This is a genomic window from Paractinoplanes maris (assembly GCF_023544465.1).
In the GTDB taxonomy this organism is placed as follows: Bacteria; Actinomycetota; Actinomycetes; order Mycobacteriales; family Micromonosporaceae; genus Actinoplanes; species Actinoplanes maris.
In genome coordinates this window covers 41,809-68,064 of the sequence record NZ_JALPVL010000009.1, presented here as the reverse complement: position 1 = coordinate 68,064, position 26,256 = coordinate 41,809, and the positions used below count along the sequence as shown (strand labels likewise).

Sequence of the window (26,256 nt, the reverse complement as noted above, 5' to 3'; positions counted from 1 at the left end):
TCTTGACGTTGACGCAGCGTCAACCCTCCATGCTGACCGGCATGAGCACATCATCGACGGAGCAGACCGCGATACGCGTACGAGACTTGGAGAAATCGTTCAAGGAGCTGAAGGTGCTCCGCGGGGTCGACATCGAGGTGGCCCGGGGCAGCATCTTCGCATTGCTCGGTTCGAACGGTGCGGGCAAGACCACGCTGGTGAAAGTCTTGTCCACCTTGCTTCGGGCCGACGCCGGCACCGCCTTGGTCAACGGGTTCGACGTCGCGGCGCGGGCGGCCGACGTCCGGGAGTCGATCAGCCTCACCGGACAGTTCGCGGCGGTGGACGAAATCCTCACCGGGCGGGAGAACCTCATTCTTATCGCCCGGCTGCGGCACCTCAAGGACGTAGCCACGATCGCAGACGACCTGCTACTGCGGTTCTCGCTGACCGAGGCCGGCGGCCGCCGGGTAGCCACGTACTCAGGGGGCATGCGCCGCCGGCTGGATATCGCGATGAGCCTGATCGGGAACCCGCCGGTCATCTTCCTCGACGAGCCCACCACCGGCCTGGACCCGGAGGGACGCCTTGACGTGTGGCAGGCCATCCAGGAACTGGCCCAAGGCGGCACCACCGTACTGCTCACGACCCAGTACCTCGACGAGGCCGAACACCTCGCCGACCGGATTGCGATCCTGCACCAGGGCCGGATCATCGTCAACGGCACTCTCGACGAGCTCAAGCGGCTGCTACCCCCGGCCAAGGTCGAGTACGTCGAGAAGCAGCCCACCCTCGAGGACGTCTTCCTCTCCCTGGTCGGCACGGCCACGAACGGAGAACAGCGATGAACAAGCACTTCCTCGGCGACACCGCCGTCCTGCTGGGCCGTTCGTTGCGGCACATCGCCCGCAGCCCCGACACGATCATCACCACCGTGGTGACGCCCATCGCCATGCTGCTGCTGTTCGTCTACGTCCTCGGCGGCGCCATCCAGACCGGGACCGGCTCCTACGTGAACTACCTGCTGCCCGGCATCCTGATCATCACCATCGCCTCGGGCATCTCCTACACGGCGTACCGACTGTTCCAGGATCTGCAGGGCGGCATCTTCGAACGGTTCCAGTCCATGCCGATCGCCCGCCCCTCCGTGCTGTGGGCGCACGTCCTGACCTCGCTGGTCGCCAACCTGATCTCTCTCGTGGTGGTCCTGCTGGTCGCTCTGGTGATGGGTTTCCGGTCCGGGGCAGGCGTGGTGGACTGGCTCGCGGTCGCCGGGATCCTGGTCCTGTTCACCCTGGCGCTGACCTGGCTCGCGGTGATCCCCGGCCTCACCGCGAGATCGGTGGACGGCGCGAGCGCGTTCGCCTACCCGTTGATCTTCCTGCCGTTCATCAGCTCGGCCTTCGTGCCCACCGACTCCATGCCCGGCCCGGTACGCGCCTTCGCCGAGAACCAGCCGGTGACCTCCATCGTGAACACTCTGCGGGCGCTGTTCACCGAGCAGCCGGTCGGCGCCGGCATCGGGACCGCCCTCGCCTGGTGCGTCGGCCTTCTCATCGTTGCCTCCGTTTTCGCGGGCATCGCCTACCGCCGCCGCTTCAACTGAGCCAGGATCAGGCCATGCTCACCATCGGGCAACTCGCCGCATACGCCGGCGTCACGGTGCGCGCGGTGCGGCACTATCACCAGATCGGCTTGCTGCCCGAACCGGAGCGGGACGCTTCGGGCTACCGGAAGTACGACGCGTCCGCCGTGGTGACGCTCATCAAAATTCGCACCCTCGCCGACGCCGGCGTGCCGCGGGCACAGATCGGCCCCATGCTTGAGGCCGACCCTGCGACCCTCGCCGAGACGGTGAAACGGATCGACGGCCACCTCAGCAACGAGATCGACCGGCTGACGGCGAGCCGTAAGCAGATCTCGCAGCTCGCCGCCGGGGACGGCCTGGTCCTTCCGCCGGAGGTGGTCGCGTATCTCGACCGGCTCCGGGCGATCGGAACGTCCGAGCGGATGCTGGCCGGCGAACGGGACGGCTGGATCGTTCTCGCGGCCCGCTGGCCCGGCAAAGTGATCGAGTGGATACCCGACAAGATCGCCCAGCTGGAGGACCCGCGGGTCGTCCGGCTCTATCAGGTGCTGTCCGCGCTCATGGAGACCGAAGGGTTGGACGACCCGCTCGTGGTGGAGGCCGTCGACCTCATGGTCGAGCTGGCTGAATCCGCGGAAGCCGCGGGTGATCTCTACCCCTACGAGACCGGCGACGACACACCCTTCGCCCTGCTGGACGACCTTGCCGACGTGGCCGACGAGCGAGCCGAGCGGATGCGCGAGTTGATGCGCGAACGCGGCTGGGACGGATGGCTCCGGACGCGGCGGGTCTGAGCAGCCGCCCACACAGCCGCGCTGCACTCCGGTCATTGGTTGTTCGAATCTGGTGCGGCTACGCGTCAACGGGCCGTGAACATCGGCAGGCCGGGCGTACCGGATTCATTAACAGCTTTGGATGCCGGACAGCGGGCGCGCTGTCATGGAGGCGGAGCCGGCTCCAGTCCGGCGACGCGATGCGAAGGAGCCACGGTGCGTACACGGCCGGAGAAGAACTTGATGTTCGGGTTCGAGACAGCGGGAGGGTGCGCTGCTGTCGTCGTGGCGGCGCTGGCCGCGGCGGCACTCACCGAGCCGCAGGAACCGGCGAAGCGTCTGATGATTTTGGCCGTGACCACAGCCGTGCTGGCCCGGTTCCTGGCCGACTGGCGGGCCTGTGCCGCTGTGGCCGCCTTCGCCGCGGTGGTATTCGTCGGGTTCCTGGCCAACCAGGGAGCCGTCGTCAGTGACGTCGCGCCGTGGCCGTACATCGTGCTCATCGGTTTCGCCGCGGTCCTCGGGCGGGGGCAGCGATGGATGGATGCGGCTTCCGAGGCACCCCGGGATGGCGGGTCTGCCACACCAGTGACAGCCCGAAGTCGGACGTCGCCTTCCTGACCGGTAGTCGCCGTTGGGACGCGGCGTCTGCTACGGCTGCGCGACCATGCCCAACGGCGGCGAGGTGCTACTCGTGGCCGTCCACGTACCGCCCGACCGGTACCCGGACACCTGGATCCGCCGCGCCGTCGCCCACTGGCACGAGACCCGTGGGCGGGCCTTGACCATCTCGGTCGCGGAACCGATCGCCGGGCAGTCCGCGCTCGTCACCGCGGTCACGCAGGCCATCGCGGGCGAACGCCGCGCGCTGACCGGGAACCCGGGGCCGTTCCGCAGCCCGACCTGGTCGCAGATCACCCGCCACACCCGGCAGGTTCTCATGTGCCGGGGTCCCCGACGCACCGCGTACGGGGCCAACGAGGTCACCGCCGCCCTCGGCGACCGGCTCGGGCAGCATGGTCTCGGCGACGACGACGTCCTGGTGACCTCTACCGGCTGCCTGTTTCCCTGCAACCTCGGCCCGCTGGTAATCGTGCACCCCAACGCCATCTGGTACGAGCACGTTGACACCGCCCTGGCTGGGAGTCGGTGCTCAGCGCCGCCGGGTCGCCGAGGTGTTCGAACACATAGTCGCGCAGGTCGTCACGCACCGCGTCGATGTCCCAGTCCGCCCACCGCAACAACGGTTGCATCCCGTCCCGCGACACGTCGCCGGCCTGCTCGGCGAACGTCCAGCCGTTCGTCCGGTCCAGGCCCGCGACCAGCCCCGCCAGATACTGCCGCGCCCGCCGCCGCGGCTCGCAGCGGATGAACCGCCCGCCGACGCGGGTATGCAACGGGCCCAGCTCCGCAAACCATTGATCAACTGAGGCAAGGCCTCGCGCAACGCCCGGAGCACCCGATTCCATTTAGCCGGGCCGAGCTCATCCGGGGACAGGGCTCGAGTTCTCTTCGCTACTGCCGCGGCGTTCGTCGAGGAATGGGAACAGCGAGGTAGATGGCGCTGCCCCACCACGCATACTCGCCGTTGACCATCAGGCAGGGTGTTCGCACGCTGTAGCCACGCAGGATTTCCAGGTCGACTCCGGGCATCCGAACCTGTACCTGCTGACCGTTTACCACGATCATCCAGGCGAATCGGCCGTCCAGGTCGCCGGTGCGGTCCCGAACGGCCTCACCCACCTGGCCACCGGTTCCGCGGACCTGGCGCTCAACGGCCGCTTGGCGGCGGACCTCGTCCAGGAAGATCACTAGGTTGGCTGATGCGGTCTCTTCGTCGCCGGCCACTGGCAGGGTCCCTGGGACGATGACCGGTCGACGCGTGCTGGACGGGAACGGTTCAGACGGGCGGGGCATGGTGGCTTCCGGCTGCCTTGCCGGTGGCGGCGCAGCGGCGACGGGTTGTGCAGCCGAGACGACGATCGGCTCGAGGGGGCCGGCTGCAAGTGGCTCTGGCACAGTGGTGTCTTCGCCGTAAGTGCAGGTGCGGTCGAGCGGACGAACGTCCTGATCATCGGGGCCGGGTCGGCGACGCTTCGACGGTCGGGCCTCGGTTTCCTGTTCCACTTGATTCGCTTCGGCGGCCCGCACCCAGAACCAGCGGATGCTGCCTTTGCTGGTGCGGTGCTCATAGGGGATCCACTCGCCGTAGGCGGCCCGGACGACCAGGTCGTCGAGGTTGCGCATTTGCTTGGGTTCCCACTCGAAGTGCCAACCGGGGCACGTCCGGCCCTTCTTGCGGTCCGGGCACAACGCACCAGTGCGCCCACATTCCCGTCTTGTTAGCGTACGGACCCCACCGATCACCGGCAGCTCAGTGACACTGAGGTACTCCTGCCAGGGCATCCGCTTGATGCCGGCCCACGGTGCGACATCGACCAGCGGGGCCTTGAGGCTGGGTGTGGTCCAGAGCGGGGTGAGCCCGTCGCGCCGGGCCCGCTTGGAGCGACGTTGCACGTTCTCCCGACTGGCGTACGAGATTTGAGCTTCGAAGGCGAGGTCCTGATTGCCGCCGTGGATGAGCACATCGGTGCGGCGTTTGCGGTCGGGCGAGGCGCTTTCGGTGTCCGCCTCGAGACCGTTCCTCTGCGCGGCGGTGGCGATGCGCTCCTTGAGTGCCTTATGGGCGTCACTTTCGCCCTCGTCGTGGTCACGGATGCCGGGGTTGTGATGGACGGCGTGCAGTAGGCCGTTGCGGCGCCGTAGGAACATCCACTCTGGGCAGTCTGGGTTCATGTCCCTGCACTGCGGGCACTGCAGAACACCCTCACGGAAGGGCCGGGAAGCACCGGGAGAGTACAACCGCCCGAGCAGGCCAGGATGCTCAGGATGCCCGAGGGACGGCTCGTCACGGAGATCAAGTTCGATCTGGGCGGGGACGTACCACACCGCAGTGTTCGGAGACATCCAATCACGTTAAGCAATCAATCCGTTACACAGGAGCTCGTATACGATGCCCGATTTGGCGCACGGTGAATGAGTCAAGCCCCGCTGACAGCAGGTACATCGGACCACGCCGACACGGATGGCGCCCTGTCCTGCTAGAGGGTCCACTCTCGGGTGCGGCTGACGGTAGCCAGCTTTGGTCACGTACGCCGTAGGAAAAAATAACTGGTCGGTCGCCGGGCAAGCCGTCTCGCGGCACCCCCGAACCGCGCTTGGATCTCGGCGACTAGCTCTACTTTTGAGCAGTGGCCTGCGGCATGCTGGTCCGGTGCTCGGCGACCGCAAATTCGTAGAAGCGCACCTATAGGAGCTCATCGCCGGCTCACCACCGTCTCGAGGGCCACGATCGCCCGATACCTGACCGCCCAAGGGCTGGTCATGCCCGAGCCGGCCAAACGACCCAAGAGCTCCTACATCCGCTTCGCCGCCGAACAGCCCAACGAATGCTGGCAAGCCGACTTTACCCACTACCGGCTCACCCGCCCCGACGGCCGGCCCGGCACCGACGTGGAAATCTTGTCCTGGATCGACGACCACTCCCGCTACGCCCTCACGGTCACCGCCCACCCGAGGATCACCGGCGCCGTCGTACGGCAGCAATTCCGGGAAACCGTGCCGCGCATGGTGTTCCGGCCTCAACGCTGACCGACAACGGCATGGTGTTCACCACCCGCCTATCCGGTGGCAGCCTCCGCGGCAGCCGCGGACGCAACGGCCTCGAACAAGAACTGCACCGCCTCAAAGTCACCCAGAAAAACTCCCGCCCGAACCATCCCACCACCTGCGGCGAAGTCGAACGCTTCCAGCAAACCCTGAAGAAATGGCTCCGCGCCCAGCCGACCCAACCCACCGGCCTGCCTCAACTACAGGCCCTGATCGACGCGTTCGTCGACGAATACAACCACCACCGCCCGCACCACTCCCTACCGCAGCGCTGCACCCCGGCCACCGCGTATCAGGCCCGCCCCAGCCAGCAACCCAGCAACCAAACCCACGAACGGCTCCGCCACGATCGCATCGACAAAGCCGGAAAGATCACCCTGCGCTACAGCGGACAGCTCTACTCCATCGGCGTCGGACGAACCCACATCCTGGTGCTGGTCCAAGACCTCAACATCCGGATCATCAACGCCGCCACCGGTGAACTCCTCCGCGAACTCACCCTCGACCCTGCCAAGCGCTACCACCCCCCGGCCGACCACCCGGACCCACACCGAAAAAGAAAACCCCTGAACCCACAACCGCGGGTTCAGGGGTTTCCGATGTCTTGAGACATCACACTGGTCGGTCTGACAGTGTCGGGCTGACAGTGTCGGGCTGACAGGATTTGAACCTGCGACCCCTTGACCCCCAGGCCGTTGGAGTGGATGTTTCCGCACGTCAAACGCGATGCGCAGCGTTCGGCCGCGGCTCAAGTGTGCAGGTCTGCGCACTAACGCGCGTACCGTGTGGTCCCCCAGTGGTCCCCAAGGTCCCACTGCCGCGGAGTGACACTCACTGACTCCGGGTCACTCACCTTCTCCCAGGTCAGACCCGTCCAGTGACAGCGGTGACAGGAGCGACAGTCGTGGCACACCGCTAGTGACCCCTCGCTTGTACGTCCTGGGTGTTCCATGCCTCTACGCTTGTGACTCTGAATATCGAGGAGGGGCTTTGACCGAGCTGGTGGTGACCATTGCAAGCTCTGATGGATCTAGCCAACAGGAAGCGCTGGGTGAGTGGCTTCGCGCAGAGGACGCCTTACGGGGCCGAGTACGCATCGCGACTCCCCCTCCCACCAGCGGATCGATGGGAGCGTTATCAGATGGAATCGTCGTCGCGGTTGGTTCTGGCGGGCTACTTACTGTGCTGGTCTCATCTCTTGTAAGCTGGGTGACTCGTGATAGGTCGAAACCCTCGATCGATAATGCGCCATCAATTACGATAACCCTGCCCGACGGCATAGTTATCCGCATTGACGGTCAGGGCTCGACAAATCCGTCGGAAATCGAAGCTGCACGGGTGTCACTAGACCGCAATGGACAGCAGAATGATCAAATTTGATCCCGCCAGATCTCGTGCCGTTTATGTCGGCGTAAGTCGATACGACAACATGCCGAACCTGCCAGCCGTCGAGCAGAGTACCTCGGACTTTGCGTCAACGTTGTCCGACGCATATTTAGGCGCTATTCCGGCAGCGAATTCTACTAGGTTAATAAATCCCCCGGATCAAGATGCCGTAGGTGTGGCCCTGGAGTCTGCCGCAGACGTCGCCGAGGATATGCTTCTGTTTTACTACGCCGGCCACGGTATCAGCGGGCGACGCAGGGGCGACCTTTACCTATCCCTCCCTAAGACGAGTCCCCAAAGGCCAGCGTTTAGCGCAGTGCAGTATGATCTAATTCGCGAAGTAATTCTAGAGAGCAAAGCGGCAGTCAGAGTCGTAATACTCGACTGCTGCTTTTCAGGAAGAGCCGCATTGCTGGGACTTTCTCCAGATGCGAAGGATGTCAGAAATGAACTGGAGATAGCCGGCGCTTACGTCTTAACGGCGAGCCCGGCCAACGCGATAGCCGTGGCAGGAGAAACGCACACCGCTTTTACTGGAGAACTGATCTCGCTTCTTAGTGACGGCATACCAAACGGCGAACAATACCTAACACTCAATAATATTTATACACAGCTGCATTCCCGAATGCGTAAGCGAAATTGGCCTGAGCCTCAGCGGCTTACGACAGCGTCGGCTGACCAGCTTGGTCTAGTAGTTAACCGGGCTTACGGAAGCGCCAAGAAAGGGCAGCCCGAACCAACGCCGTTGCCACCACCCCCGATCGCACCCGAGCGCATCGCGTTCGAGCGAACAATATTCCTGGCACTTCGAGATCGCCAAGCCGATTTCCAAAGACGGAGTTCTACGCCCGCATCGAAACTGCGTCGCGCTGTAAGGGGAATCGTGGGCCCGACCGAGGGCGAGTCGACGTACGAATGCTGCCGCGTTCCAACACAAGAACGACAGAAAATTAACCTAATAAGGCGCCCGGCACATCCGTCCAAGACGCTGCGCTGCCCCGTGTGTGGTGGCAAAATCCCCAACTGGCATGATCATACGCAAGGTTCCTTTTCAATAGATGAGTTCGCCAGAGCTAGTATCCCAATCGACGATAGTCAGTACAGGAAGTTGGTCGAGAGCGTACCGGATGGACGGCTCGACGTCATGCGTGAATGCACGGTAGTGCACGAAGATCGGTGCCAATCCAGGATCAGGCACGCTATTCCAGATCTCATGGGTGAGTTCGGTCCCCCCGTAGTGATCGGTCTTATTGGAGGCGTCGCTGCGGGAAAGACCCTTCTGCTCGCAGCTATGATCAACGAACTGAGGCGCAACGCCGATGTACAGAAATTTTTCGGCATAAGTCTCGCACCCTTGCATCGCGGAATCGAACGGTCCTACTTCCAGGGCACCGTAGATCCGTTCTGCAAGGAGCGGAGGCAGTTGGCGAAAACGATGGCGTATAGCTCTGGAATAACATACGCAACCAGGATTGACAGTCGCTACGCCGGCCGTTCGTTTTCGGTCGTCTTCTTCGACGTGGCCGGCGAGACATTCTACGGACTCGATAGCGCGCGTGCTGCCAGTGTCGTAGCTGGAGCAAGTGGCTATATTTTCGTTGTCGATCCTGTATCAGCGGTCCCGGCTTTGGTGCCGCCAGGAAAGAATCGTTGGCCGGCCCCCTCCGGCTTCACCGCCCCTATTGACGTGTTGAGGGAATACCGCAGAGGCCCTAAGGATCCGTTCGTGCCCGTGCCGGCGACTATAGTACTCACTAAGGCCGATCTTATTTGCGACTCGGATTCACTGGCCAGGCGGTGGCTCGAGTCTCAAGATTTGCTGAAGCCTCAAACGCTAAGCGAGGAGAGCGAGGACGTGTATTCGTTACTCGCTGGGCGCGACGCCAAGCAATGGTTGTATCCGGCCGAGTCTTTTATGGATGTGAGTCTTCATTTTGCATCCGCGTCCGGCGTCGATGTGCTTGATAGTGGCTATTTTCCCGCCGACGGATTTGGGCAGCGCCGGGTGTTGCGTCCGCTGCTGTCTTTGTTCGCGATGTTAGGTATTGTGGACCGCAATCTTTTTCTGGCATAGCCCTTGCAGCCCCGACTCCTTAACCCCCAGGCCGTTGGAGTCGACGTTTGCGCACGTCAAGCCCGATGCCTAGCGTTCATGCGAAGGGTCAAGTGTGCAGGTCCGCCCACCAGCGTGCGTACCGTGTGGTCCCCATTTGGTCCCCACCACCACACCGGCCGACTGGCGGGAGGAACCTCAGCGCTGCCATAGAGCCCTTATTCCATAGTCACATCGAAGACGAACAGGTCGGATCCGGTTACGAATGCTTGCCATACGACAATTGTTACGCCTTTTGCCGAAGACAACTTGGTCTTCACCTCACCTCTCCCCTTCCGCTCCGCAACCGATAGCATCCGATTTTCCGGCGGAACGAACTCCAAGGTGATGTTTATCGAGTCGGCCTCAACCATTGCCGGGTTTCGCCTTACTTGCCAAGTCAAAGTGTCGTGGCCCGTAACGCGCAACGGATCCCATAGCCCAGGAGACTTGTAATCAACCAACCAGCGGCAGGGACTCTTGATTTCAGGTCGAAAGATGGCGAGGACTCGAATCCAACGGTCCGTAAGAACCGGAAGGATTTCAAGGTTAGTACCCAGTGGATTCAGCACGCGCCCTTTGAGCGACATTGATTTGAATTCAGGGGTTTCCCGAGTGTTGGGTACCACCGGGTAGAAGGCTCGATAATTCAAAGCATTCCGAGGGGTAGTTGTTGCAATTTGGTGAACCAGGTCATCCGATGAATTTTCCCCAACCTCGAAAGTGAGAGACAGCTGTTCGGAGAATGATGCATCAGCCGATACAGTAACGTGATGTAAGGCACCCATCAAGGCATCGCGCTCGCTTTTTAGCTGTAGAAATCTTGCGGAAAGCCGGTCGCGCGACAAGCGATAAAGTAGGAAAGATAGAGATGCCGCGCAGAGTACAGCAAAGAGCGCCGTCCCAACCCCACTAGCAACCAGCTGAGCAGCTCCGGACAAAACAGCCAAAATGACCGAGAAGAAAAGCCACGTTGAGCGCATGGTCTGCTTTTCACTACTCGCCAAGGCGTGCCCCAAAAATGATCTCGGTCAGTAGTGCTTCTCGTAGTCGCAGCATGACGCAGGTAGAGGTCTTTGCTCAAGCTCTGACACTGTAGGACGTGCCGACTCCCGCTGAACCGCACGATCCCCAGGCCGTTGATGTTGGCGTCTCCGCACGTCAAGCGCGATGTGGGCCGTAGCGGTGGGTCTCGTGGACCGGGCCGTCTACTCGTGGATCGAGGACGAGTGCAGCCGCTCCACTGTCAAGAACACCCTTGCCATCCTGGTCAGGGTCCTTGAGCAGGCTGTCCGCGATGGTGTGGTGGACCGCAACGTCGCGCGAGTCACCGGTTGGCAGCGTGAGTACCAACGGGCCGAAGACGAGTTGGACGATCCGCGCACGCTTGCCCTGCCGAGCTGGGAATCCCTGACCACCCTTGCGGACGCCCTGATCGCCCGGTCACACGGTCAGTTCACCGGGTGGGGTCACATCGTCACCTTCGCCGCGTGCACCGCGGCCCGGATCGGCGAGGTGTCCGGCGTCCGGGCCGGGGACATCGACCGAGCAACGTGGACGTGGACTGTGCGGAGGCAGACCACCCCGGGACCGGGCGGCCTGATCGACAAAGGCACCAAGGGAAAGCGCGCCCGCAAGGTACCGATCATCGAAGAGGTCCGACCGATGCTGATCGAGCGACTCGATTCGGCGCCCGGACCGGACGCCCGGTTGTTCACCGGCCCGCGCGGCGGCCGGATTAGTACCGCGGTGCTGCGGGACGCCACGCACTGGGACGAGGTGGTCACGGCGCTGGGCTACGAGCACTTGCGGCGGCACGACCTGCGGCACACCGGCCTGACCTGGCTAGCCGACGCCGGCGTCAAGGTGCACGTACTGCGGAAGATCGCCGGGCACGGATCGCTCACCACCACACAGCGGTACCTACACCCGGATCAACGCTCGATTGATGAGGCTGGCGATGCCCTTAGCGCCCACCTCAAAGCACCACGATCCCTGAATCACCCACGGCTTGCAGCCGTGTAATCAGGGCTGTTCCGAAGTGAGGCCGCTGACCGAGCGCGTAGGTGCCGGTCAGCGGCCTCACTAACGGCTAGCTGGGCGAGACCTCAGGAACCGTCGTCGTAGCCATACTGCATGTTCTCGAAGTCGATGTCACTTGGCTCGAAGTCGAGCATTTCCGGTGGAGTGTCTACGTGTGCATACCGTTTTGCCGCGTCAAATAGCCACTTCACCTCTACGAGGCCGAAAACGTATTCATGATCGCCAGGACCGAAGCCAAGGAAGAGCGCTCCCCCGGGCAGTTTGTCAATGCTCGGGTTCTTCCACTTCGTATTCGCGGCATCTTTCCGCGCCACCGCCTCGCCGAGACGTGCGTCACTCAGGTGCTCGATGGCGTTACGCAGCACCTGCATAATTTGCCTGTCCTCTGATACCTCTGTGTCCTCGACATCCGTGCCGGACGCTTTCAGATAGGCGTTCAACCATTGCTCCATTTGGTAAGCGCCCATGATGAGGTGGTAGCCGCGAGTCCAAGTCTCCTCCATGGCCATCGCTAGGTCCTCCTGCGATGGTGACCAATCCTCGCCGTACTCAATCGCTCGGTCGGTCCAAGCCGCCTTTAGAGCGGCCTGGTAGTAGCTATGCGCCGCACGCTGGACCTCTCGCGCCCACATGCCCAACATGCGGGTGACCCGACGGAGATGAATCTCCGCCTTCTCGCCCGGCGTCAACTCAGGGCGCTTCGGAGCGTCTGGAGGCGGCGGGAGGAAGTAGCCACCACCATCAGGTGCGATCGGTAGCGTATTGCGCGGCTTCCACCCCTCCGGAGGTGTCCAGCCATCCGCGGGAGGCGGCCACGATGACGAGGGCGGCCACGAGGGCGGCGGGAAGTAGCGCACGTCGAGGCTCCTTGGTTGTCAGCTCCGTCCAATCATGAGCCACCTGCCCGAGGTGCTCCAGCGCTTAATGGTCCCCAGGTGGTCCCCAGCCCTCAGGTTCTCGCCGCATCCGAGGGGCCCAAGAGCGGACAGCAAAGAGGCCGTTGAACTGGACTTATGCCCATTTCAACGGCCTTCAGATGCTGGTCGGGCTGACAGGATTTGAACCTGCGACCCCTTGACCCCCAGTCAAGTGCGCTACCAAGCTGCGCTACAGCCCGCCGCCGCCCGGCACTAGCACCGCGCGGCAACCTGTACAGACTAGCAACCCTACCCGTGGGCCTTTCCGCGACCCCCCGGGCCGGTCTTCTTGCGGGGCTTCACCGACAGCTCGATCGGCGACCCTTCGAACCCGAACTCCTCGCGCAGCTTGCGCTCGATGAACCGCAGGTACCCGGCGTCCAGCGGCGCCGTCGTGAACAGCACGAACCGCGGCGGCGCCACGCCGGCCTGCGTCGCGAACAGGATGCGCGGCGCGCGCCCGCCTCGCACCGGGTGCGGAGTCGCCTGGGTCAGCGCGGTCAGCCACTGGTTCAGCGCGCCCGTCGGGATGCGCTGCTCCCACGATGCCAGGGCTCGGCGCAGGGCTGGGGCCAGCTTGTCCACCGCTCGGCCGGTCTTGGCCGAGATGTTGACGCGGATAGCCCACGGGATGCGCTTGAGCTCGCGGTCGATCTCCTTGTCGAGGAAGATCCGGCGGTCGGCGTCGACCAGGTCCCACTTGTTGAAGGCGATCACCAGCGCGCGGCCGGCGTCGACCACCTGGCTCAGGACGCGCTGGTCCTGCTCGGAGATGACCTCGGAGGAGTCGAGCAGGACGACGCCTACCTCGGCCGCCTCGACGGCGCCGGCTGTGCGCAGGGAGGCGTAGTACTCCGTACCGGAAGCTTGGTTGACTCGCTTGCGCAGGCCGGCGGTGTCGACGAACTGCCAGAGCTCGCCGTCCATCTCGACGAGGCTGTCGACCGGGTCGACCGTGGTGCCGGCGACCGAGTCGACGACCGCGCGTTCCTCTTTCGACACGCGGTTGAGCAGCGACGACTTGCCCACGTTGGGGCGGCCGACCAGGGCCACTCGCCTCGGGCCGCGCGGTCCGCCCTCGACGATCGGTGGCGGTTCGGGCAGCGCGGCCAGGATGTCGTCGAGCAGGTCGCCGGAGCTGCGGCCGTGCAGGGCGGAGATGGGGTGCGGTTCGCCGAGGCCGAGGGACCAGAGCGACACCGCCTCCATCTCGAGGTTCTGGTTGTCGGCTTTGTTGGCGACCAGGATGACCGGCTTGTGCGAGCGGCGCAGCATCTTCACCGCGGCCTCGTCGACGTCCGTGGCACCGACTGTGACGTCGACGACGAAGACCACCACGTCGGCGGTCTGCACGGCGATCTCGGCCTGGTTGGCGATGGCGGCGGCGCGGTCGCGCGCGTCCGGTTCCCAGCCGCCGGTGTCGACGACGGTGAAATGGCGGCCGTTCCACTGGGCGTCGTAGGGGACGCGGTCGCGGGTCACGCCGGGGACGTCCTCAACGACGGCCTGGCGGCGGCCGATGATGCGGTTGACCAGGGTTGATTTGCCGACGTTGGGGCGGCCGACGACGGCGACGACCGGCACCGGGCCGGTTACTTCGTCGTCGTCGACCTCGTGGTCGACATCGAAAACGGGAACTTCACTCACGAACTCACCTTGCTGTTCAAAAGATTCAAAAGGTACGCGACCACCTCGTCGATGCCGATGCCGGTGGTGTCGACCTCGATCGCGTCGGAAGCCTGACGCAGCGGGTCGGTCGCGCGGGACGAGTCGAGCTTGTCGCGCCGGGCCAGGTCGGCCTCGGTGGCCGCCACATCGACCGCGTCCTCGGCGCTGCGCCGCTGGGCACGCGCCGCCGACGAGGCAGTCAGATAGACCTTGAGGTCGGCGTCGGGCGCGACGACCGAGGCGATGTCGCGGCCCTCGACGATGATGCGCGGGTGGGCGGCGATGATCGCCTGCTGCAGAGAGACCAACTGCTTCCGTACGGAGGGAACGGCCGCCACGGCCGAGACGGCTTGGGTGACCTCGGCGCCGCGAATGGGCTCATCGACATTCACGCCGTTGGCCGCGAAATGCGGAGCGGACGGGTCGGTGCCGATCGACAGCTCGGTCTCGAGCGCGATCTTCGCGATGGCGTCAGGGTCGTTGAGGTCGACCCCGGCCTGCAGAACGGCCCAGGTCACGGCACGATACATGGCACCGGTGTCGAGGTAGACGCCGTCGATCCGGGTGGCGAGCCGCCGGGACACGGTGGACTTGCCGGAACCGGAGGGGCCGTCGACCGCGACCACACACTTTTCCGGCCGTACTTCTTCCGCCACCGTTCCTCCTGAGTTCGCCTGCCCGACCAACCCTCCTATTGTGCCCGGACCCCCGGCGAGCGACTAACTAGGGTATGTTACCGGCTAGTAACGTCGAAGGGAGCCGTCATGCCCACCCTCGAGCGCCAGGACGCCGTGTTCGTCCTCGATCTCGGCGACAGTGAGAACCGCTTCCATCCCGACTGGCTGACCGAGGTGGAGTCGGCCCTCGACGAGATCGCCAAGACCGACGGACCGCACGCGCTGGTGACCACCGCGCGCGGCAAGATCTGGTCGAACGGCCTCGACCTGCAGTGGCTCGGCGAAAACCCGGAGCAGTTCACCGCGTACGGCGTACGCGTGCAAGCTCTTCTCGCCCGCGTCCTGACCCTCCCCTGCGTGACGGTGGCCGCGCTGCAGGGCCACACGTTCGCTGCCGGCGCCATGCTGTCACTGGCCCACGACCTGCGGGTGATGCGGGCCGACCGCGGCTTCTGGTGCCTGCCCGAGGCGGACATCAACATCCCGTTCACGCCCGGAATGTCAGCACTCATCCAATCTCGTCTCACCCCGCAGACGGCACACGAGGCGATGGTCACAGCACGCCGGTTCGGCGGCCAGGAGGCGTACGAGCGGCAGATCGTCGACCACGCAGCGCCCGAGACCGACGTCCTCAGCTCAGCCATCACGCTCGCCGCCGCCCAGGCCGGCAAGGCCGGCTCCACGCTCGAGACGATCAAGACCCGCCTGTACGCCCCGGTGCTGCAAGCCCTGCAGACACTGGACTGACCCGGGCTCGCAGCATCAGCCAGCCCGAGGCGAGGATCAGCCAGGTCACCGTGCAGGAGGTGGCCGTGGCGGAGTAACGGCCGTGGCGGTGCCGGTGGGTGGAGCGTTTCGCCGTCCACTGCCGGGACCGAGCCGCCGGGCGCGGCCGAGAAGGACGGCGAACCGGCGGCGGGTCGCCGACCAGGATCCGCCGGTGCGCTTCCTGCAGTTCGGCGCCGGGCTCCACGCCGAGTTCCTCGCGCAGCAGCGAGCGGAACCGGCGGTACTCGGCCAGCGCGTCGGCCATGCGCCCGGTGGCGTGCAGGGCGGCGATCAGACGTTCCCTCAGCGTCTCGCGCAGCGGATGGCGGGCCACGGCCGCGCTGAGATCCTCGAGCACCTCCGCTGCTTCGCCGTCGGCGATGCGCAGACCAGCCCACGCCTCCACGGTCGTGGCGTGCTGGTCGTCGAGCGAGGCGGCGAGCACCTGGACGAGGTCACTGTCGACGCCGGTAGCCGCCGGACCCTGCCATAGGTCGAGGGCCCGGCGCAGCAGGCCGGCCCGCTCGCCGGGATTCGCGGTGGCCCGCGCCGCGGTCAGCAGGGAATTCCACCGCAGCAGGTCGAGGTGCTCCGGTCCGACCTCGAGCCGGTAACCCTGCGGCGTGGTGTGGATGGTGCCGGACGGCAGAGACCCGCGCAGCCGCGAGACGCAGGTCTGCACCTGAGTCCGTACGGTCGGGGGCGGGTCCTCGCCCCACACCGCCTCGATCAAAGTCGCCGCGGACACAGTGCGGCCCGCGTTCATCAGCAGCATGGCCAGGACCACGCGATCCCGGTTGGCGGTCAGCGGCATGCCATCGGCGCTCAGATCGCCGAGCACTCGGAAAGTCACCTGGATCCCCCGTCCTCCCGGTTCATCGATGATGTCAGATCGCCGCGATAGGGCGGGAATAGCGAGCGGATAGCGCCGGGGCCCAGCCTCCCCTCGTACGAGAAAGATCTCAGGGAGGACCATCGTGTCGTTGATTCACCGGCTGCTGGGTGCAGCCGTCGCCGTCCTGACGACTGCCGCGCTGGGCACGCCGGCCGCACGGGCCGCCGAGCCGGATGTGGTGGACCTGGTCGCCGGGCCGCGCTCCATCACCTATCAGTCGGCTCCGGGCGGTGTCGTGTGGCCGCGCATCGAGATCACCAACCTCGGGCCGCGGGCGGTCACCGGTGTGGTGCTACGCCTTATCACGGATCCGGGCGACGTCAACTGGTTCAGCAACTACCGCAACTGCGTCTATCGCGAGGGGCGGCACGAGGCGATCTGCAAATTCGGCACCACGCTTGAGCCCGGGCAGACGTACGAGGTGGAGTCGGCGCACCTGAAGGTTCTGCCGACCACCACGCCCGACCGATATCACTTCTTGCACATGTGGTGGACGAAGGACGACTTCGACTCGCGCGGGCCGTCCTACTACAGCCAGGACAAGATGACCGGCGGCGTTGCCGGGCTCATGTTCCTGCGGCCCGTGGCCACGGCGCCGGCCCTCACCACCGATCCGACGTTCGGCAACAACATCGGCTACGGCCAGATCGCGGTTTCCTGATCCGGCCGGTTCCGCGCGGCCCGAGGGGGAGGTCGCGCGGGACCGGTCAGGAGGCGGCGGCGACCGGCTCGGCGGTGGGCGCGCTGGGCCGGGGGTCAGTTCCCCGCGTACGGAACATGGCCCACCCGACGAGGGCCGCCGCAACCGCCGTGAGGACGAGCCCGGCGGTGGTCACCGAGGTGCGGAACTCCGCGGTCTGCTGGGTGCTCCAGTTCGCGGTGGCGATCGTGCCGGTGAACAGGGCAGCCAGGATCGTCCCGGTGACCGCGACCCCGGCTCCGGAGGCAACCTCCGAGGCGGTGTCGACCAGGGCCGCACCGATCGAGGTGCGGTTCTGCGGAAGGCCGCGCAGCACGTTGACGCCGGCGACGGTGCCGACCACGCGGATCGCGGCGGCCACCAGGGCGAGGGCGAGCGCGACCCACACGTACCCGAAGCGGCCCAGCACCCCGTAGACGGCCAGCCCGGCCACCACGGCGGCTGAGCTGAGCCAGGCGGCCCGGTCGAGGCCGACCCGCTCGACGAACCGGTTGACGAACGGGCCGGCGAAGACCAGCACGACGACCTGCGGCAGCAGGCCGACGGCGGCCAGCGCGGGTGACCACCCCCAGTCGAGCTGCAGCTGCAGGGTCACCAGGTAACCCATGCCGGCGACGGCCAGCCCGGTGGCCGCCTTGTAGGCCAGCCCGGCCGAGACCAGCGGGCGTGCGACCAGCGCGAGGTCCAGCAGCGGGTATCGAGCCGAGCGCTCGCGCAACACGAAGAGAACCGCCGCGACCAGGGCCGCCGCGGCGGCTGTCCACGGCGCCCAGGAACCGGTGCCCTGATCCACGAACAGGGTCGGCGCGACGAGCGCCAGCACCACCGTCACCGTGCCCAGCACCGCGCCGGGGACGTCGACCGGATCACGGTGCAGGTCGGCCGGGTCGTCGGCGGCGATGCCGGCCCGGATGCCGACGATCGCCAGCGCGGCGATCGGGACGTTGATCAGCAGCAGCACCTGCCACGGGGCGACGGCGAGCACAAAACCGCCGGCGGTCGGGCCGATCGCGAGCCCGACCAGGCCGACGGTCGAGATGAGGGTCATCGCCCGGACCCGCAGACCGTCGGCGGTGAACAGCCGGAACGCCAGCGCGATCGAGCCGGGGGTGGTCATCGCCGCGGCGATGCCCATGACGGCGCGTACGGCGATCAGTTGCTCGGCGGTGGTGACGAAGGCGGTGGCCAGCGAGGCCAGGCCGAGCAGCACCAGCCCGAGGAGCATGATCCGGCGCCGGCCGTACCGGTCGGCGATCGCGCCGAAGACCAGCATCAGACCGCCGAACACCACCGCGTAGGCACCGGTCACCCACTGCAGGGCGACGGTCGAGGCGTGCAGCTCGCGGCCGATCGTGGGCAGGGCGACGTTCAGGATCGAGTTGTCGAGCATCTCGAAGAGAAACACCGCGGAGAGTCCGGCCAGGGCCACCCAGGCCGCCCGCAACGACTGCGGGGTGAGGTCACGTTCCATGGTCACCACGATAACGCTAACCGTTAGCTTTTCACAACGGCTGTTATTTAAGGACTGATAGCGTACGAGGGGTGACCGATCAGCTGGGACGCCGAGAGCGCAAGAAAGCCGCCACCCGCCAGGCCATCTCCAACACCGCCCTGGCCATGTTTCTCGAGCGCGGGTACGACGCGGTCGGCATCCGCGAGGTGGCCGAGGCGGCCGACGTCGCCGTCACCACGGTGTTCGCGCACTTCCCGTCCAAGGAGGCGCTGGTCTTCGACCGCGACCAGGGCCTGCAGGACCGGCTCGTCCGGGCGGTGTCGGACCGCGACCCGAGCCGGAGCGCCCCCGACGCCCTGCGCGAGGAGCTGCACGCCATGGTGCGGGAGTTCACGCCGTCCGCCGCGTCGCCGTTCTGGCAACTCGTCGCGAGCTCACCCGACCTGCTCGACTACGAGGCGAAGATGTGGCAGCGCCACGCCGAGGCCCTGTCGGTCGCCATCGCCGCCGATTTCGGGCGGTCCGCACCGATCCCGGCGGACCGGGCACTCGCCTATTACGTGCTCGGGGTCTTTCGCCTGGCCCGGGAGGCGGCCGACCCGGCGGCCGCAGTCGACGAGATCATGGATCTGATCGCCGCCGCCTGGCGAGCCGCCCCTACGGGCTGACCGGCTCGGGCAACGGGTGAGCGCCCTCGGGACGGAGCCCGTCGAAGATGATGCCCAGGTAACGACGCCACAGCTCGGGCGGCGCGCCGGGCACGAAGCTGACCACATGGTTGGGCGCGCACATCAGCAGGATCACGTCCATCCCGGTGATGTCGGCCCGGATGGCGCCGGCCTGCTTGGCCCGGTCGACCAAGGCGGTGATCGCGGCGAACAGCTCCGCCCGCTCGCCGTCGAGCCGGTCGTTGATCCCGGCTGCCTCCCGCAGGAACGACAGGTCGAGCTGACGCTGGTGACCGGCCGCCGACCCCATGAACTCCAGCAGCGCGGCGCCCGGATCGGCCGCCGACATCAACTCGTGAGCCAGCCCGGCCAGCCCGTCGACGCGGTCGAGCACGACCGCGGCCAGCAGGTCGTCCTTGGTCGGGAAGTGGCGGAAGACCGTGCCCTTGCCGATGCCCGCGCGCCGGGCGATCTCGGCGACCGAAGCGTCCGGACCACGCGCGGCGAACTCCTCGGCCGCGGCGGCCAGCAGCGCGGAGCGATTGCGGGCGGCGTCGGCGCGCAGCGGGCGGTCGGCGGTCACCACCTGACTCTAACAAGTTGACCGCCCGGTCCGTTTACCTCTAACCTGACCGCACGGTCCGCTTCCGACCCGAAGGAGCAGTGCCATGCAGGCGGTCATCGCCCCCGACTACGGCGCGCCCGAGAGCTTCACGCTCGCCGACGTGCCGGTTCCCGAGCCAGGTCAAGGTCAGCTTCGCGTACGCATCACCGCCGCCTCGATCAACCCGGGTGACCTGGTCATCCCCAGCGGCGTTTACCGAGCCCAAGCACCGCTGACGTTCCCGCACGTGCTCGGCAACGACTTCGCCGGCACGGTGCACGCGATCGGCGAGGGCGTCACCACCTACGAGGTGGGTGACGAGGTGTTCGGTCACGCCGTGCCGCGCGCCCTGCGGGCCATGGCCGGCGCCCAGCCGTCGCTGACCACCGGCACGCTGGCGGAGTATGCGATCTTCGAGGCCGCCACCCCGTTCATCGCGCACCGGCCGGCGAGCCTGACCGCGATCGACGCCGCCGCGCTGCCCACCGTCGGGCTCACCGCCCGCGCGCTGATCGCCACCGCCGAGCCGCAGCCGGGCGAGACCGCGCTCGTCATCGGGGCCACCGGCGGGGTCGGCACCACGCTCCTGCCGCTACTCAGAGAGGCCGGCGTCCGGGTGACCGCCACCGGCCGGCCCGGCGACGACGACCTTCTGCGCAAGCTCGGCGCCGACCGGGTGATCGGCTACGAGGACGACTACCCGGCCGGCGTCGACCTCGTGCTCAACCTGGTACTGCCGACCGACCAGCTGCGACGAGCGGCGACCGTCCTGCGGCCCGGCGGGCGCCTGTTCACGATCACGTTCCCGCCGCCGCGCCCCGACATGATCGACCGGGACGACATCCGCTTCGAGCTGGTGCTCGACCTCGACGGGCGCCTCGGCGGCATGGCCGGGGTGGCCGATCTCAGCCCGACGATCGCCGCGACCTACCCGCTGCGCGACGCCGTGCAGGCGCTGACCGGCTTCGCCCAGGAGCACACCGTCGGCAAACTGGTGATCACGGTCTAGGCGACACCCGGGTCCAGTTCCGCTCGCCCCGCCGCGACGTGGCGGCCACGCACCGCGGGCAGATGTAACGCACCTGGTCCTCGGACGTGACCACGTCGGTGGCGCGGAAATCAAACGGCACGTGCGGAAAGCGGCGCAACCGGGTGCGGCTCAACGCCAGCCCGCACACCGTCTGGTTGGTCCCCGGCCGCCACGCGTGCACTTCGCCACCGGGCTGCCGCACGCCGTCCGATCCGATCCACTCACTCGACGCCGCCACCGCGTTCATGGCCCCCGCATGCCCGGCCGCCGACCGATTACACCTGCCTACCGACCGCCCACCCGTCGCCCCGCCAACCCTCTATCGCCGACCGACCACCTTCTTGCCCGCCGACCATCTGTTTGCCGCAGACCCCTGATCGCCCGCCGACCACCTGTTGCCCCGGACCACTGATTGCCGACCGGCCACCTTTACCCGCCGACCTCCTCTTGTGCCTGTGGCGCCCGGGTGTCCCAGACGATCCCGAGGATTACGACGGGCAGTTCTTCCCATCGGTTTTGGTCGCGGCGCCTGGCTATTACCAGGAGACTGAACCGCGGACCCATAGGGCTTCGGCCGAGACGGCGCGCGTTCGGGAGATCAGCGGACAGGAAAGCCTGTTCTGGTACCTCGCGGGCCACTCGCAGCGTGACAACGGCCCATGATCGATTCAACTGACATGCCGCAGACGAAACGCGGAGCGTACTCGTGTGCTGGTGGCGCGTTGCCCGTCGGTTTCGTGGCGGGATCCGTGTAGGAGCACCTCGACAGATCAGCACTCTCCCGCACTCCGCCGCCGCTGAGGTCGCTGCGGCAGCACGGGCCGTCACCGGCCTGGGCCGTCACCGGTCCGGGCGCAATGAGCTGCGGCGGCGTGTGCGGTCCGGAATGGGCCGGCGCAGCACCGTGCTGTCAGTGGTTCGGGGTGCGCAGCACGGTGTCGAGCTGGCCGTCGTGGTCTGTGTCGAGGTAGGTGAGGTCGGGCACCCCGTCACCGTCGAGGTCGAGCTGCACCATGTCGGCGATGCCGTCACCGTCGAGGTCGGTGACTACCTCAATCGATCCGTCCGGGCGCCGGCTGACAATCGAATTAGCGGTGGTGGCAACCCGGCCTGCCGGTCCGGGAATGGTCGGCGATCCAGGCGCGGAGGATGGTAGTGGGCCGGGCCGGCTGGCGTACGCCCCGACCGGGCCGTCGGTGCCGGACGGATCGATCTCCTCTTCAGAGGGATAGACGTCGCCGTGCGAGGCCGGATCAGGATAGGTACTCATCTCCGTAACGTTCCCTGACGGAGCCGGCGGTAACCGTCGGCACGGGAAGAGGCTCACTGCCGTGCCGAGTACCGCGCCGACCCGGTTGCAAGGGTTGTCCGCCCGGGCCTGGCAGACCGTTTGACCAGTACCAGGACGATCACCTCGCGATAAATCCAGAACACGCTGCCGCAACGTTGTTTGGTGCACGTATCTGCCGCAGACAAGGCGTGCCCTGTCTCAGCCACCCGTCACCGTGGGTGAACGACAGGGCCGACCGGCGACGCCTGAACGGGTCCCGCTCGGGGTGGAGCCCGAACTCGCGAACAAAACCATGCTTGCCTGCCGACCACCTTTGCCCGTGAACCACCTGATTGCTGAGCGGCCACTTGCTTGTCTGCCGACCACCTGTTGCCCGTGAACCACCTGATTCGCCGAGTGGCCACCTTCCGGCCGCCGACCACCTGATTGCCGAGCGGCCACCTGTTTGCCCGCCGAGCACCCGGGAAGCCATCGGGGCATGACCGACAATCACCCGACCGACGAGCCGGACGGCACCACGGCTTACGCGGCTTCGCTGCGGCCCCCGGGGCATTCTGTGGAACCGCCCGCGAGCGACAAGGGCGCCGACCTCGCGCCCGAGGACACCCGCGGCAACGACGACGACGACGACAGCCCGCAGCCGTCCGAGGTGCACCGCGCCGGATACAACACCCGCACGGTGGCCGGCGACTCGCCGAACTACCGGCCCGACTGAAACGAGGGGAGGAGCCGGGATCACCCGGCTCCTCCCCTGTCATCAGCCCATCAGTGCTCAGCGCCTGGTGCGCCGGGTGGTCAGCAGCCCGAGGGCGATCATGCCGAGGCCCAGGAACAGGTGCAGCCAGTCGTCCGCGGTGTTCACCGGAACGAAGTTGGCGCTCGAGTTCTGGCCGACCACGAGCCCGTAGAGCCACAGCACCAGATAGACGGCACCGCCGCCGACCAGGTACGCCCGGGCGCCCTGCACGGTGCGGGCCAGCGCCAGACCGACGACGCCGAACAGCAAGTGGACGATGTTGTGCAGCACCGACACCTGGAAGATACCCAGCAGGTGGGCGTCCGAGTGGTGCCCGGCGAAGGTCAGGTCACTGAAGTTGCTGGTGATACCGGGGATGAAGCCGGCCACGCCGACGACGATGAAAACGATGCTCACGGCCAGGGCGGCGGTGCGCACCGGGCTCCGCACGGCTGCCGACGTGCCGGCGGCCTGATGGGTGGTCATGCGGGGTCTCCTTTCCTAACAGGACAGCCCGCATTCCCGGCCCTTCAGGGCACAAACATCAATCTCCAGCGGCCTTGAACAGGGCGGCCACCTCGGCGTTGGACAGGTGCCGGAAGCCGCCGGGACGCAGGTCACCGAGGCGGACCGGGCCGACCGACGTGCGGACCAGGCGGGTCACCGGGTGGCCGACGGCCTCCATCAGGCGGCGCACGATGTGCTTGCGGCCCTCGTGCAGCACCAGCTCGACCTGCGCGGTCTTGCCGAGCGCGCCGACGAGCTTGAACGCGTCGACCTTGGCCGGGCCGTCCTCGAGCTCGACGCCGGTGAGCAGCTGCCGGCCGACGTTGCGGGGCAGCGGACCGTTGATCACCTCGGCCAGGTAGGTCTTCTGGATCCCGTACCGGGGGTGGGTGAGCTTGTTGGTGAGCTCGCCGTCGTTGGTGATCAGCAGCAGACCCTCGGAGTCGGCGTCGAGCCGGCCCACGTGGTGCAGCCGCTGACCGAACTGGGCGAGGAAGTCGGCGAGCTCCGAGCGGCCCTTCTCGTCGTCGAGCGACGACACGACGCCGCGCGGTTTGTTCAGCGCGAGGTAGACGAGCTTGGTGTCGGTGATCACCCGCTGCCCGTCCACGCGGATCTCCACGCTGGTGGGGTCGACCTTGTCGCCGAGTTTGGCGACCTTGCCGTTGACCGTGACGCGCTTGCGGAAGATCAGGTCTTCGCAGGCGCGCCGGGATCCAACACCGGCCGCCGCCAGGACTTTCTGGAGGCGTTCGGCGGTGTCAGCCTGTGGCATCAAGCACTTCTTCCACGTCGTCGGGCAGGAATGGAGCGAGCGGCGGCAGCTGGTCGACCGAGTTGAGGCCGAGCTTCTCGAGGAACAGCCCGGTCGTGCGATACAGGTGTGCCCCGGTTTCGCTCTCGGTGCCGCATTCCTCGATCAGGCCGCGGGTGACCAGCGTACGCATGACCCCGTCGCAGTTCACACCGCGGATGGCGCTGATCCGCGATCGGGTCACCGGCTGCTTGTAGGCAACTACAGCCAGTGTTTCGAGCGCCGCCTGGGTCAGCCGCACAGACTGCCCGTCGAGAACAAACCTTTCCACGTACGCCGCGTATTCCGGCCGCGTGTAGAGACGCCACCCACCAGCGACCCGCCGCAGGTCGAAGCCGTGCCCCGCCGCCGTGTACCGCGCCGACAGATTGTCCAGCATCAACGCGATGCGCTCCGTCGGCTGCTCCAGAACCTGCGCCAGCTGCAACTCAGCCACCGGCTCGTCAACCACCAACATGATCGCCTCAAGCGCCGCCGCCAGCTCGGAGTCCTCAGTCAACCCCGGAAGATCAACCTCCACCGGCCCCACAACCGGAAGCTCAGCCGGCGCCACCCGCCGAGTCTGCCCCGGCACCGCCGCGCCCTCACCAACCGCTCCACCGCCACCGCCAGGCACGGCACCACCAGCAGTCACGTCTCCGCCCGGCGCCCGGTCACGAAGGCGATCAGCGCCCGGGCCACCGTCGGACACCGCATCACGGGCCGGCGCCGCCGCACGGTCACCACGTGCCGCCAATTCACCAGAAGGCGTCACGCCACGCTTACGCGCAGCTTTGCCGGCAGGCGCGGGCACAGCGTCACCGGTCGGCGCAGCGCCACTCGCGGGCGCGTCCCCACCAGCCGGCGCGGCGTCGCTCGCGGGGCCGCCTTCACCGGCAGACGCGGCCTCATCCGCCGGCGTAGCTACGGCGTCGAAGTCGTCGTCGTCATCGACGATGTCGGATTCTTCCTCGGGGTCGTCCTCGGTCGACGAGACCGGCACCTCGTCAGCGAACGGCAGGTCCATCTCCCCGTCGTCGCTCACGTCGTCGTCGGCCGCCGCGTCGAACACGTCCCCCGCGTCGTCCCCCTCAGGCGGCAACGGCGCGTCCACCGGCGTGCCCGGCTCGTCTTCGTCCGCCGCTTCGACCGCATCCTCGATCGCCTCCGGCAGCGGCAGCTCCGGCCCCGGCGCGACATCCACCGACGCCAGCTCCGGCTCGACCCCGGCTTCGCTCCCGCCCTCGGCTCCGGCTCCAGCGCCGGTGAAGTCGACCTCGGCGTCCACGCTCGCGGCGTCGTCCCCGGTCTCGACCGTCGGGTTGGGCCCTTCGAAAGCCGGGTCGAAGTCGTCATCGTCGTCCGACAGCCCCGCCTCGTCGACCGACTCGGTGTCCTCCGGCGCCCCGACGGCCGGACCCGAATCCGCGGCCCCACCCCCCGGTCGAGCGGAAGCCTCCCACCGCCGGCTGCCCCCGGCGGACTCAGCCGCGGCGTCCGCCCCAGCCGACGATTCCCCGCCCGGCGACTCATCCGCCGAACTGATCGCATCCACCGGAGCAGCCCGGTCCGCCGCAACAGCTTCCGAACGCGCTGAATCAGTCTCCGACCCCTCAGCCGACAAGGCCGACTGCTCCGACGAGGTCGCGTCATCCCGCTGACCAGCACCGAACTCCGCCCGCGCCTCGTCCTCAGCCGCGGCCTGATAGGCCCGGTCGGGCTCGCGGGCCGCACGCTCCCACGGCGGCACCCAGGCGGCGGCCTGCGCCGCGAGTGAATCCGGCCGCTCGTCGTCGCTCACGATCGTTCCTCCGCGTCGTCGTCTACCCCGCCAAGATCATCAAGTGCCGGACCCGCGTCAAGTCGGACATCCGCCCCGGGATTACCCGACCGAGCAGAAACGCCACCCTCAAAGCCGCCGACTGCGCCCTTGGTCACGCCGGCTCCTCCCCAGGCACTATCCGACTCCACACCGCCGAGACCTACCTGATCACCATCAGCGTGAACCTCGCCTGCGGA

At 66.8% G+C, this 26,256-nt stretch carries 27 protein-coding genes, 1 tRNA gene and 3 pseudogenes; 15 read left to right on the top strand and 16 right to left on the bottom strand.

Annotation, left to right across the window (positions count from 1 at the left end; all coding sequences use genetic code 11):
* The first annotated feature begins 41 nt into the window (after positions 1–41).
* The 4 genes from NAG42_RS25705 to NAG42_RS25690 all read left to right on the top strand — a co-directional run bounded on the left by NAG42_RS25705 (position 42) and on the right by NAG42_RS25690 (position 2,961).
* A complete protein-coding gene (locus NAG42_RS25705; RefSeq protein WP_250033650.1) occupies positions 42–827 on the top strand; it encodes an ABC transporter ATP-binding protein in 786 nt (261 codons plus the stop codon).
* Complete coding sequence (locus NAG42_RS25700) at positions 824–1,585, top strand: ABC transporter permease (protein WP_250033648.1); 762 nt, start codon at positions 824–826, stop codon at positions 1,583–1,585. Before NAG42_RS25705 ends, NAG42_RS25700 begins: the two co-directional genes overlap by 4 nt.
* A 14-nt stretch (positions 1,586–1,599) precedes the next feature.
* Complete coding sequence (locus NAG42_RS25695; protein WP_250033645.1) at positions 1,600–2,361, top strand: MerR family transcriptional regulator; 762 nt, start codon at positions 1,600–1,602, stop codon at positions 2,359–2,361.
* Positions 2,362–2,556: 195 nt separating this feature from the next.
* The gene (locus NAG42_RS25690) at positions 2,557–2,961 is read left to right on the top strand and encodes a hypothetical protein (RefSeq protein ID WP_250033644.1); all 405 of its coding nucleotides are present in this window, start codon (positions 2,557–2,559) and stop codon (positions 2,959–2,961) included.
* A 30-nt stretch (positions 2,962–2,991) separates the two neighbouring features.
* Here NAG42_RS25690 and NAG42_RS25685 read toward each other — a convergent pair whose 3' ends face one another.
* The 3 genes and pseudogenes from NAG42_RS25685 to NAG42_RS25675 form a co-directional block, all read right to left on the bottom strand.
* Positions 2,992–3,282 (bottom strand): hypothetical protein, encoded by a 291-nt coding sequence (locus NAG42_RS25685; protein WP_250033641.1) that lies wholly within the window; start codon positions 3,280–3,282, stop codon positions 2,992–2,994.
* Positions 3,283–3,494: 212 nt separating this feature from the next.
* A pseudogene (locus NAG42_RS25680) lies at positions 3,495–3,809 on the bottom strand (IS701 family transposase); the annotation flags it as partial.
* 46 nt (positions 3,810–3,855) lie between these two features.
* Entirely contained in the window at positions 3,856–5,307 is a 1,452-nt protein-coding gene (locus NAG42_RS25675; protein ID WP_250033639.1) for a competence protein CoiA family protein, read from the bottom strand.
* A gap of 417 nt (positions 5,308–5,724) precedes the next feature.
* Between NAG42_RS25675 and NAG42_RS25670 the strand changes: the two genes are divergently transcribed.
* The 5 genes and pseudogenes from NAG42_RS25670 (at position 5,725) to NAG42_RS25655 (ending at position 9,469) form a co-directional block, all read left to right on the top strand.
* Positions 5,725–5,991, top strand: a complete 267-nt coding sequence (locus NAG42_RS25670; protein WP_250033637.1) for a DDE-type integrase/transposase/recombinase — start codon at positions 5,725–5,727, stop codon at positions 5,989–5,991.
* Positions 5,992–6,002: 11 nt separating this feature from the next.
* Entirely contained in the window at positions 6,003–6,617 is a 615-nt protein-coding gene (locus tag NAG42_RS25665; RefSeq protein WP_250033632.1) for an integrase core domain-containing protein, read from the top strand.
* A gap of 382 nt (positions 6,618–6,999) precedes the next feature.
* Positions 7,000–7,389, top strand: coding sequence for an effector-associated constant component EACC1 (locus tag NAG42_RS25660; RefSeq protein WP_250033629.1), 390 nt, complete (start codon positions 7,000–7,002; stop codon positions 7,387–7,389).
* Positions 7,364–8,023: pseudogene (locus NAG42_RS45385) on the top strand (caspase family protein); the annotation flags it as partial. The gene NAG42_RS25660 and the pseudogene NAG42_RS45385, both read left to right, overlap by 26 nt.
* A 663-nt stretch (positions 8,024–8,686) precedes the next feature.
* Positions 8,687–9,469: a hypothetical protein gene (locus NAG42_RS25655; RefSeq protein WP_250033627.1), complete on the top strand. Its 783-nt coding sequence runs from the start codon at positions 8,687–8,689 to the stop codon at positions 9,467–9,469.
* Positions 9,470–9,666: 197 nt separating this feature from the next.
* Here the strand turns inward: NAG42_RS25655 and NAG42_RS25650 are convergent, their stop codons facing one another.
* Positions 9,667–10,470: a hypothetical protein gene (locus tag NAG42_RS25650; RefSeq protein WP_250033624.1), complete on the bottom strand. Its 804-nt coding sequence runs from the start codon at positions 10,468–10,470 to the stop codon at positions 9,667–9,669.
* Positions 10,471–10,633: 163 nt separating this feature from the next.
* On the opposite strand from NAG42_RS25650, the pseudogene NAG42_RS25645 reads away from it, so the two are divergent.
* Positions 10,634–11,512, top strand: a pseudogene (locus NAG42_RS25645) (tyrosine-type recombinase/integrase); the annotation flags it as partial.
* Positions 11,513–11,595: 83 nt separating this feature from the next.
* On the opposite strand, the gene NAG42_RS25640 reads toward NAG42_RS25645, so the two are convergent.
* From NAG42_RS25640 to cmk, 4 genes are all read right to left on the bottom strand, one after another.
* Positions 11,596–12,039, bottom strand: coding sequence for a hypothetical protein (locus tag NAG42_RS25640; RefSeq protein ID WP_250033620.1), 444 nt, complete (start codon positions 12,037–12,039; stop codon positions 11,596–11,598).
* Positions 12,040–12,570: 531 nt separating this feature from the next.
* Positions 12,571–12,647: transfer RNA gene (locus NAG42_RS25635), tRNA-Pro, on the bottom strand.
* A gap of 49 nt (positions 12,648–12,696) precedes the next feature.
* A complete protein-coding gene (der, locus tag NAG42_RS25630) occupies positions 12,697–14,094 on the bottom strand; it encodes a ribosome biogenesis GTPase Der (protein ID WP_308201190.1) in 1,398 nt (465 codons plus the stop codon).
* On the bottom strand, positions 14,091–14,771 hold the full coding sequence (gene cmk / locus NAG42_RS25625; protein ID WP_250033618.1) for a (d)CMP kinase: 681 nt from the start codon (positions 14,769–14,771) through the stop codon (positions 14,091–14,093). The genes der and cmk overlap by 4 nt, the downstream gene beginning before the upstream one ends.
* A 108-nt stretch (positions 14,772–14,879) precedes the next feature.
* Between cmk and NAG42_RS25620 the strand changes: the two genes are divergently transcribed.
* Positions 14,880–15,539, top strand: a complete 660-nt coding sequence (locus tag NAG42_RS25620) for an enoyl-CoA hydratase-related protein (protein WP_250033615.1) — start codon at positions 14,880–14,882, stop codon at positions 15,537–15,539.
* On the opposite strand, the gene NAG42_RS25615 is transcribed toward NAG42_RS25620, so the two are convergent.
* Positions 15,487–16,413: an AfsR/SARP family transcriptional regulator gene (locus NAG42_RS25615; RefSeq protein ID WP_250033612.1), complete on the bottom strand. Its 927-nt coding sequence runs from the start codon at positions 16,411–16,413 to the stop codon at positions 15,487–15,489. The two genes, NAG42_RS25620 and NAG42_RS25615, sit on opposite strands and share 53 nt — an antisense overlap.
* A gap of 124 nt (positions 16,414–16,537) precedes the next feature.
* Here NAG42_RS25615 and NAG42_RS25610 point away from each other — a divergent pair, with 124 nt between their 5' ends.
* A complete protein-coding gene (locus tag NAG42_RS25610; RefSeq protein WP_250033610.1) occupies positions 16,538–17,116 on the top strand; it encodes a hypothetical protein in 579 nt (192 codons plus the stop codon).
* A gap of 46 nt (positions 17,117–17,162) precedes the next feature.
* On the opposite strand, the gene NAG42_RS25605 is transcribed toward NAG42_RS25610, so the two are convergent.
* A complete protein-coding gene (locus NAG42_RS25605; RefSeq protein WP_250033608.1) occupies positions 17,163–18,626 on the bottom strand; it encodes an MFS transporter in 1,464 nt (487 codons plus the stop codon).
* Positions 18,627–18,697: 71 nt separating this feature from the next.
* On the opposite strand from NAG42_RS25605, the gene NAG42_RS25600 reads away from it, so the two are divergent.
* Positions 18,698–19,276 (top strand): TetR/AcrR family transcriptional regulator, encoded by a 579-nt coding sequence (locus NAG42_RS25600; RefSeq protein WP_250033606.1) that lies wholly within the window; start codon positions 18,698–18,700, stop codon positions 19,274–19,276.
* Here NAG42_RS25600 and NAG42_RS25595 read toward each other — a convergent pair.
* Positions 19,266–19,859: a TetR/AcrR family transcriptional regulator gene (locus tag NAG42_RS25595; protein WP_250033605.1), complete on the bottom strand. Its 594-nt coding sequence runs from the start codon at positions 19,857–19,859 to the stop codon at positions 19,266–19,268. The genes NAG42_RS25600 and NAG42_RS25595 overlap by 11 nt on opposite strands.
* 85 nt (positions 19,860–19,944) lie before the next feature.
* Here NAG42_RS25595 and NAG42_RS25590 point away from each other — a divergent pair, with 85 nt between their 5' ends.
* Positions 19,945–20,889 (top strand): NADP-dependent oxidoreductase, encoded by a 945-nt coding sequence (locus NAG42_RS25590; protein WP_250033603.1) that lies wholly within the window; start codon positions 19,945–19,947, stop codon positions 20,887–20,889.
* Here the strand turns inward: NAG42_RS25590 and NAG42_RS25585 are convergent.
* Both NAG42_RS25585 and NAG42_RS25580 read right to left on the bottom strand, forming a co-directional pair.
* Positions 20,879–21,157: a hypothetical protein gene (locus NAG42_RS25585; RefSeq protein WP_250033601.1), complete on the bottom strand. Its 279-nt coding sequence runs from the start codon at positions 21,155–21,157 to the stop codon at positions 20,879–20,881. The two genes, NAG42_RS25590 and NAG42_RS25585, sit on opposite strands and share 11 nt — an antisense overlap.
* 663 nt (positions 21,158–21,820) lie before the next feature.
* Positions 21,821–22,180 carry a hypothetical protein gene (locus NAG42_RS25580; protein WP_250033599.1) on the bottom strand — a complete coding sequence of 120 codons (360 nt, stop codon included), beginning with the start codon at positions 22,178–22,180 and terminating at the stop codon, positions 21,821–21,823.
* 499 nt (positions 22,181–22,679) lie between these two features.
* Here NAG42_RS25580 and NAG42_RS25575 point away from each other — a divergent pair, with 499 nt between their 5' ends.
* A complete protein-coding gene (locus tag NAG42_RS25575; protein WP_250033596.1) occupies positions 22,680–22,916 on the top strand; it encodes a hypothetical protein in 237 nt (78 codons plus the stop codon).
* A gap of 57 nt (positions 22,917–22,973) precedes the next feature.
* On the opposite strand, the gene NAG42_RS25570 is transcribed toward NAG42_RS25575, so the two are convergent.
* Genes NAG42_RS25570 through scpB form a run of 3 tightly spaced genes read right to left on the bottom strand, consistent with a single transcriptional unit; the run spans position 22,974 to position 24,994 of the window.
* A complete protein-coding gene (locus tag NAG42_RS25570; RefSeq protein ID WP_250033594.1) occupies positions 22,974–23,423 on the bottom strand; it encodes a DUF4383 domain-containing protein in 450 nt (149 codons plus the stop codon).
* A 58-nt stretch (positions 23,424–23,481) separates the two neighbouring features.
* On the bottom strand, positions 23,482–24,219 hold the full coding sequence (locus NAG42_RS25565; RefSeq protein WP_250033593.1) for a pseudouridine synthase: 738 nt from the start codon (positions 24,217–24,219) through the stop codon (positions 23,482–23,484).
* A complete protein-coding gene (gene scpB / locus NAG42_RS25560; RefSeq protein ID WP_284045918.1) occupies positions 24,206–24,994 on the bottom strand; it encodes an SMC-Scp complex subunit ScpB in 789 nt (262 codons plus the stop codon). Before scpB ends, NAG42_RS25565 begins: the two co-directional genes overlap by 14 nt.
* Positions 24,995–26,256: the final 1,262 nt, after the last annotated feature.

Bases quoted from the DNA above. Each gene is read 5' to 3' on its own strand.
- NAG42_RS25655 (WP_250033627.1), top strand. From the start codon at position 8,687: ATGATCAACGAACTGAGGCGCAACGCCGATGTACAGAAATTTTTCGGC.
- NAG42_RS25670 (WP_250033637.1), top strand. From the start codon at position 5,725: ATGCCCGAGCCGGCCAAACGACCCAAGAGCTCCTACATCCGCTTCGCC.
- NAG42_RS25570 (WP_250033594.1), bottom strand. From the start codon at position 23,423: ATGACCACCCATCAGGCCGCCGGCACGTCGGCAGCCGTGCGGAGCCCG.
- NAG42_RS25605 (WP_250033608.1), bottom strand. From the start codon at position 18,626: ATGGAACGTGACCTCACCCCGCAGTCGTTGCGGGCGGCCTGGGTGGCC.
- NAG42_RS25685 (WP_250033641.1), bottom strand. From the start codon at position 3,282: ATGAGAACCTGCCGGGTGTGGCGGGTGATCTGCGACCAGGTCGGGCTG.
- NAG42_RS25565 (WP_250033593.1), bottom strand. From the start codon at position 24,219: ATGCCACAGGCTGACACCGCCGAACGCCTCCAGAAAGTCCTGGCGGCG.
- NAG42_RS25580 (WP_250033599.1), bottom strand. From the start codon at position 22,180: ATGAGTACCTATCCTGATCCGGCCTCGCACGGCGACGTCTATCCCTCT.
- NAG42_RS25665 (WP_250033632.1), top strand. From the start codon at position 6,003: ATGGTGTTCACCACCCGCCTATCCGGTGGCAGCCTCCGCGGCAGCCGC.
- NAG42_RS25700 (WP_250033648.1), top strand. From the start codon at position 824: ATGAACAAGCACTTCCTCGGCGACACCGCCGTCCTGCTGGGCCGTTCG.
- NAG42_RS25590 (WP_250033603.1), top strand. From the start codon at position 19,945: ATGCAGGCGGTCATCGCCCCCGACTACGGCGCGCCCGAGAGCTTCACG.
- NAG42_RS25620 (WP_250033615.1), top strand. From the start codon at position 14,880: ATGCCCACCCTCGAGCGCCAGGACGCCGTGTTCGTCCTCGATCTCGGC.
- NAG42_RS25640 (WP_250033620.1), bottom strand. From the start codon at position 12,039: ATGGCCATGGAGGAGACTTGGACTCGCGGCTACCACCTCATCATGGGC.
- NAG42_RS25575 (WP_250033596.1), top strand. From the start codon at position 22,680: ATGACCGACAATCACCCGACCGACGAGCCGGACGGCACCACGGCTTAC.
- NAG42_RS25705 (WP_250033650.1), top strand. From the start codon at position 42: ATGAGCACATCATCGACGGAGCAGACCGCGATACGCGTACGAGACTTG.
- NAG42_RS25585 (WP_250033601.1), bottom strand. From the start codon at position 21,157: ATGAACGCGGTGGCGGCGTCGAGTGAGTGGATCGGATCGGACGGCGTG.
- NAG42_RS25675 (WP_250033639.1), bottom strand. From the start codon at position 5,307: ATGTCTCCGAACACTGCGGTGTGGTACGTCCCCGCCCAGATCGAACTT.
- NAG42_RS25695 (WP_250033645.1), top strand. From the start codon at position 1,600: ATGCTCACCATCGGGCAACTCGCCGCATACGCCGGCGTCACGGTGCGC.
- NAG42_RS25650 (WP_250033624.1), bottom strand. From the start codon at position 10,470: ATGCGCTCAACGTGGCTTTTCTTCTCGGTCATTTTGGCTGTTTTGTCC.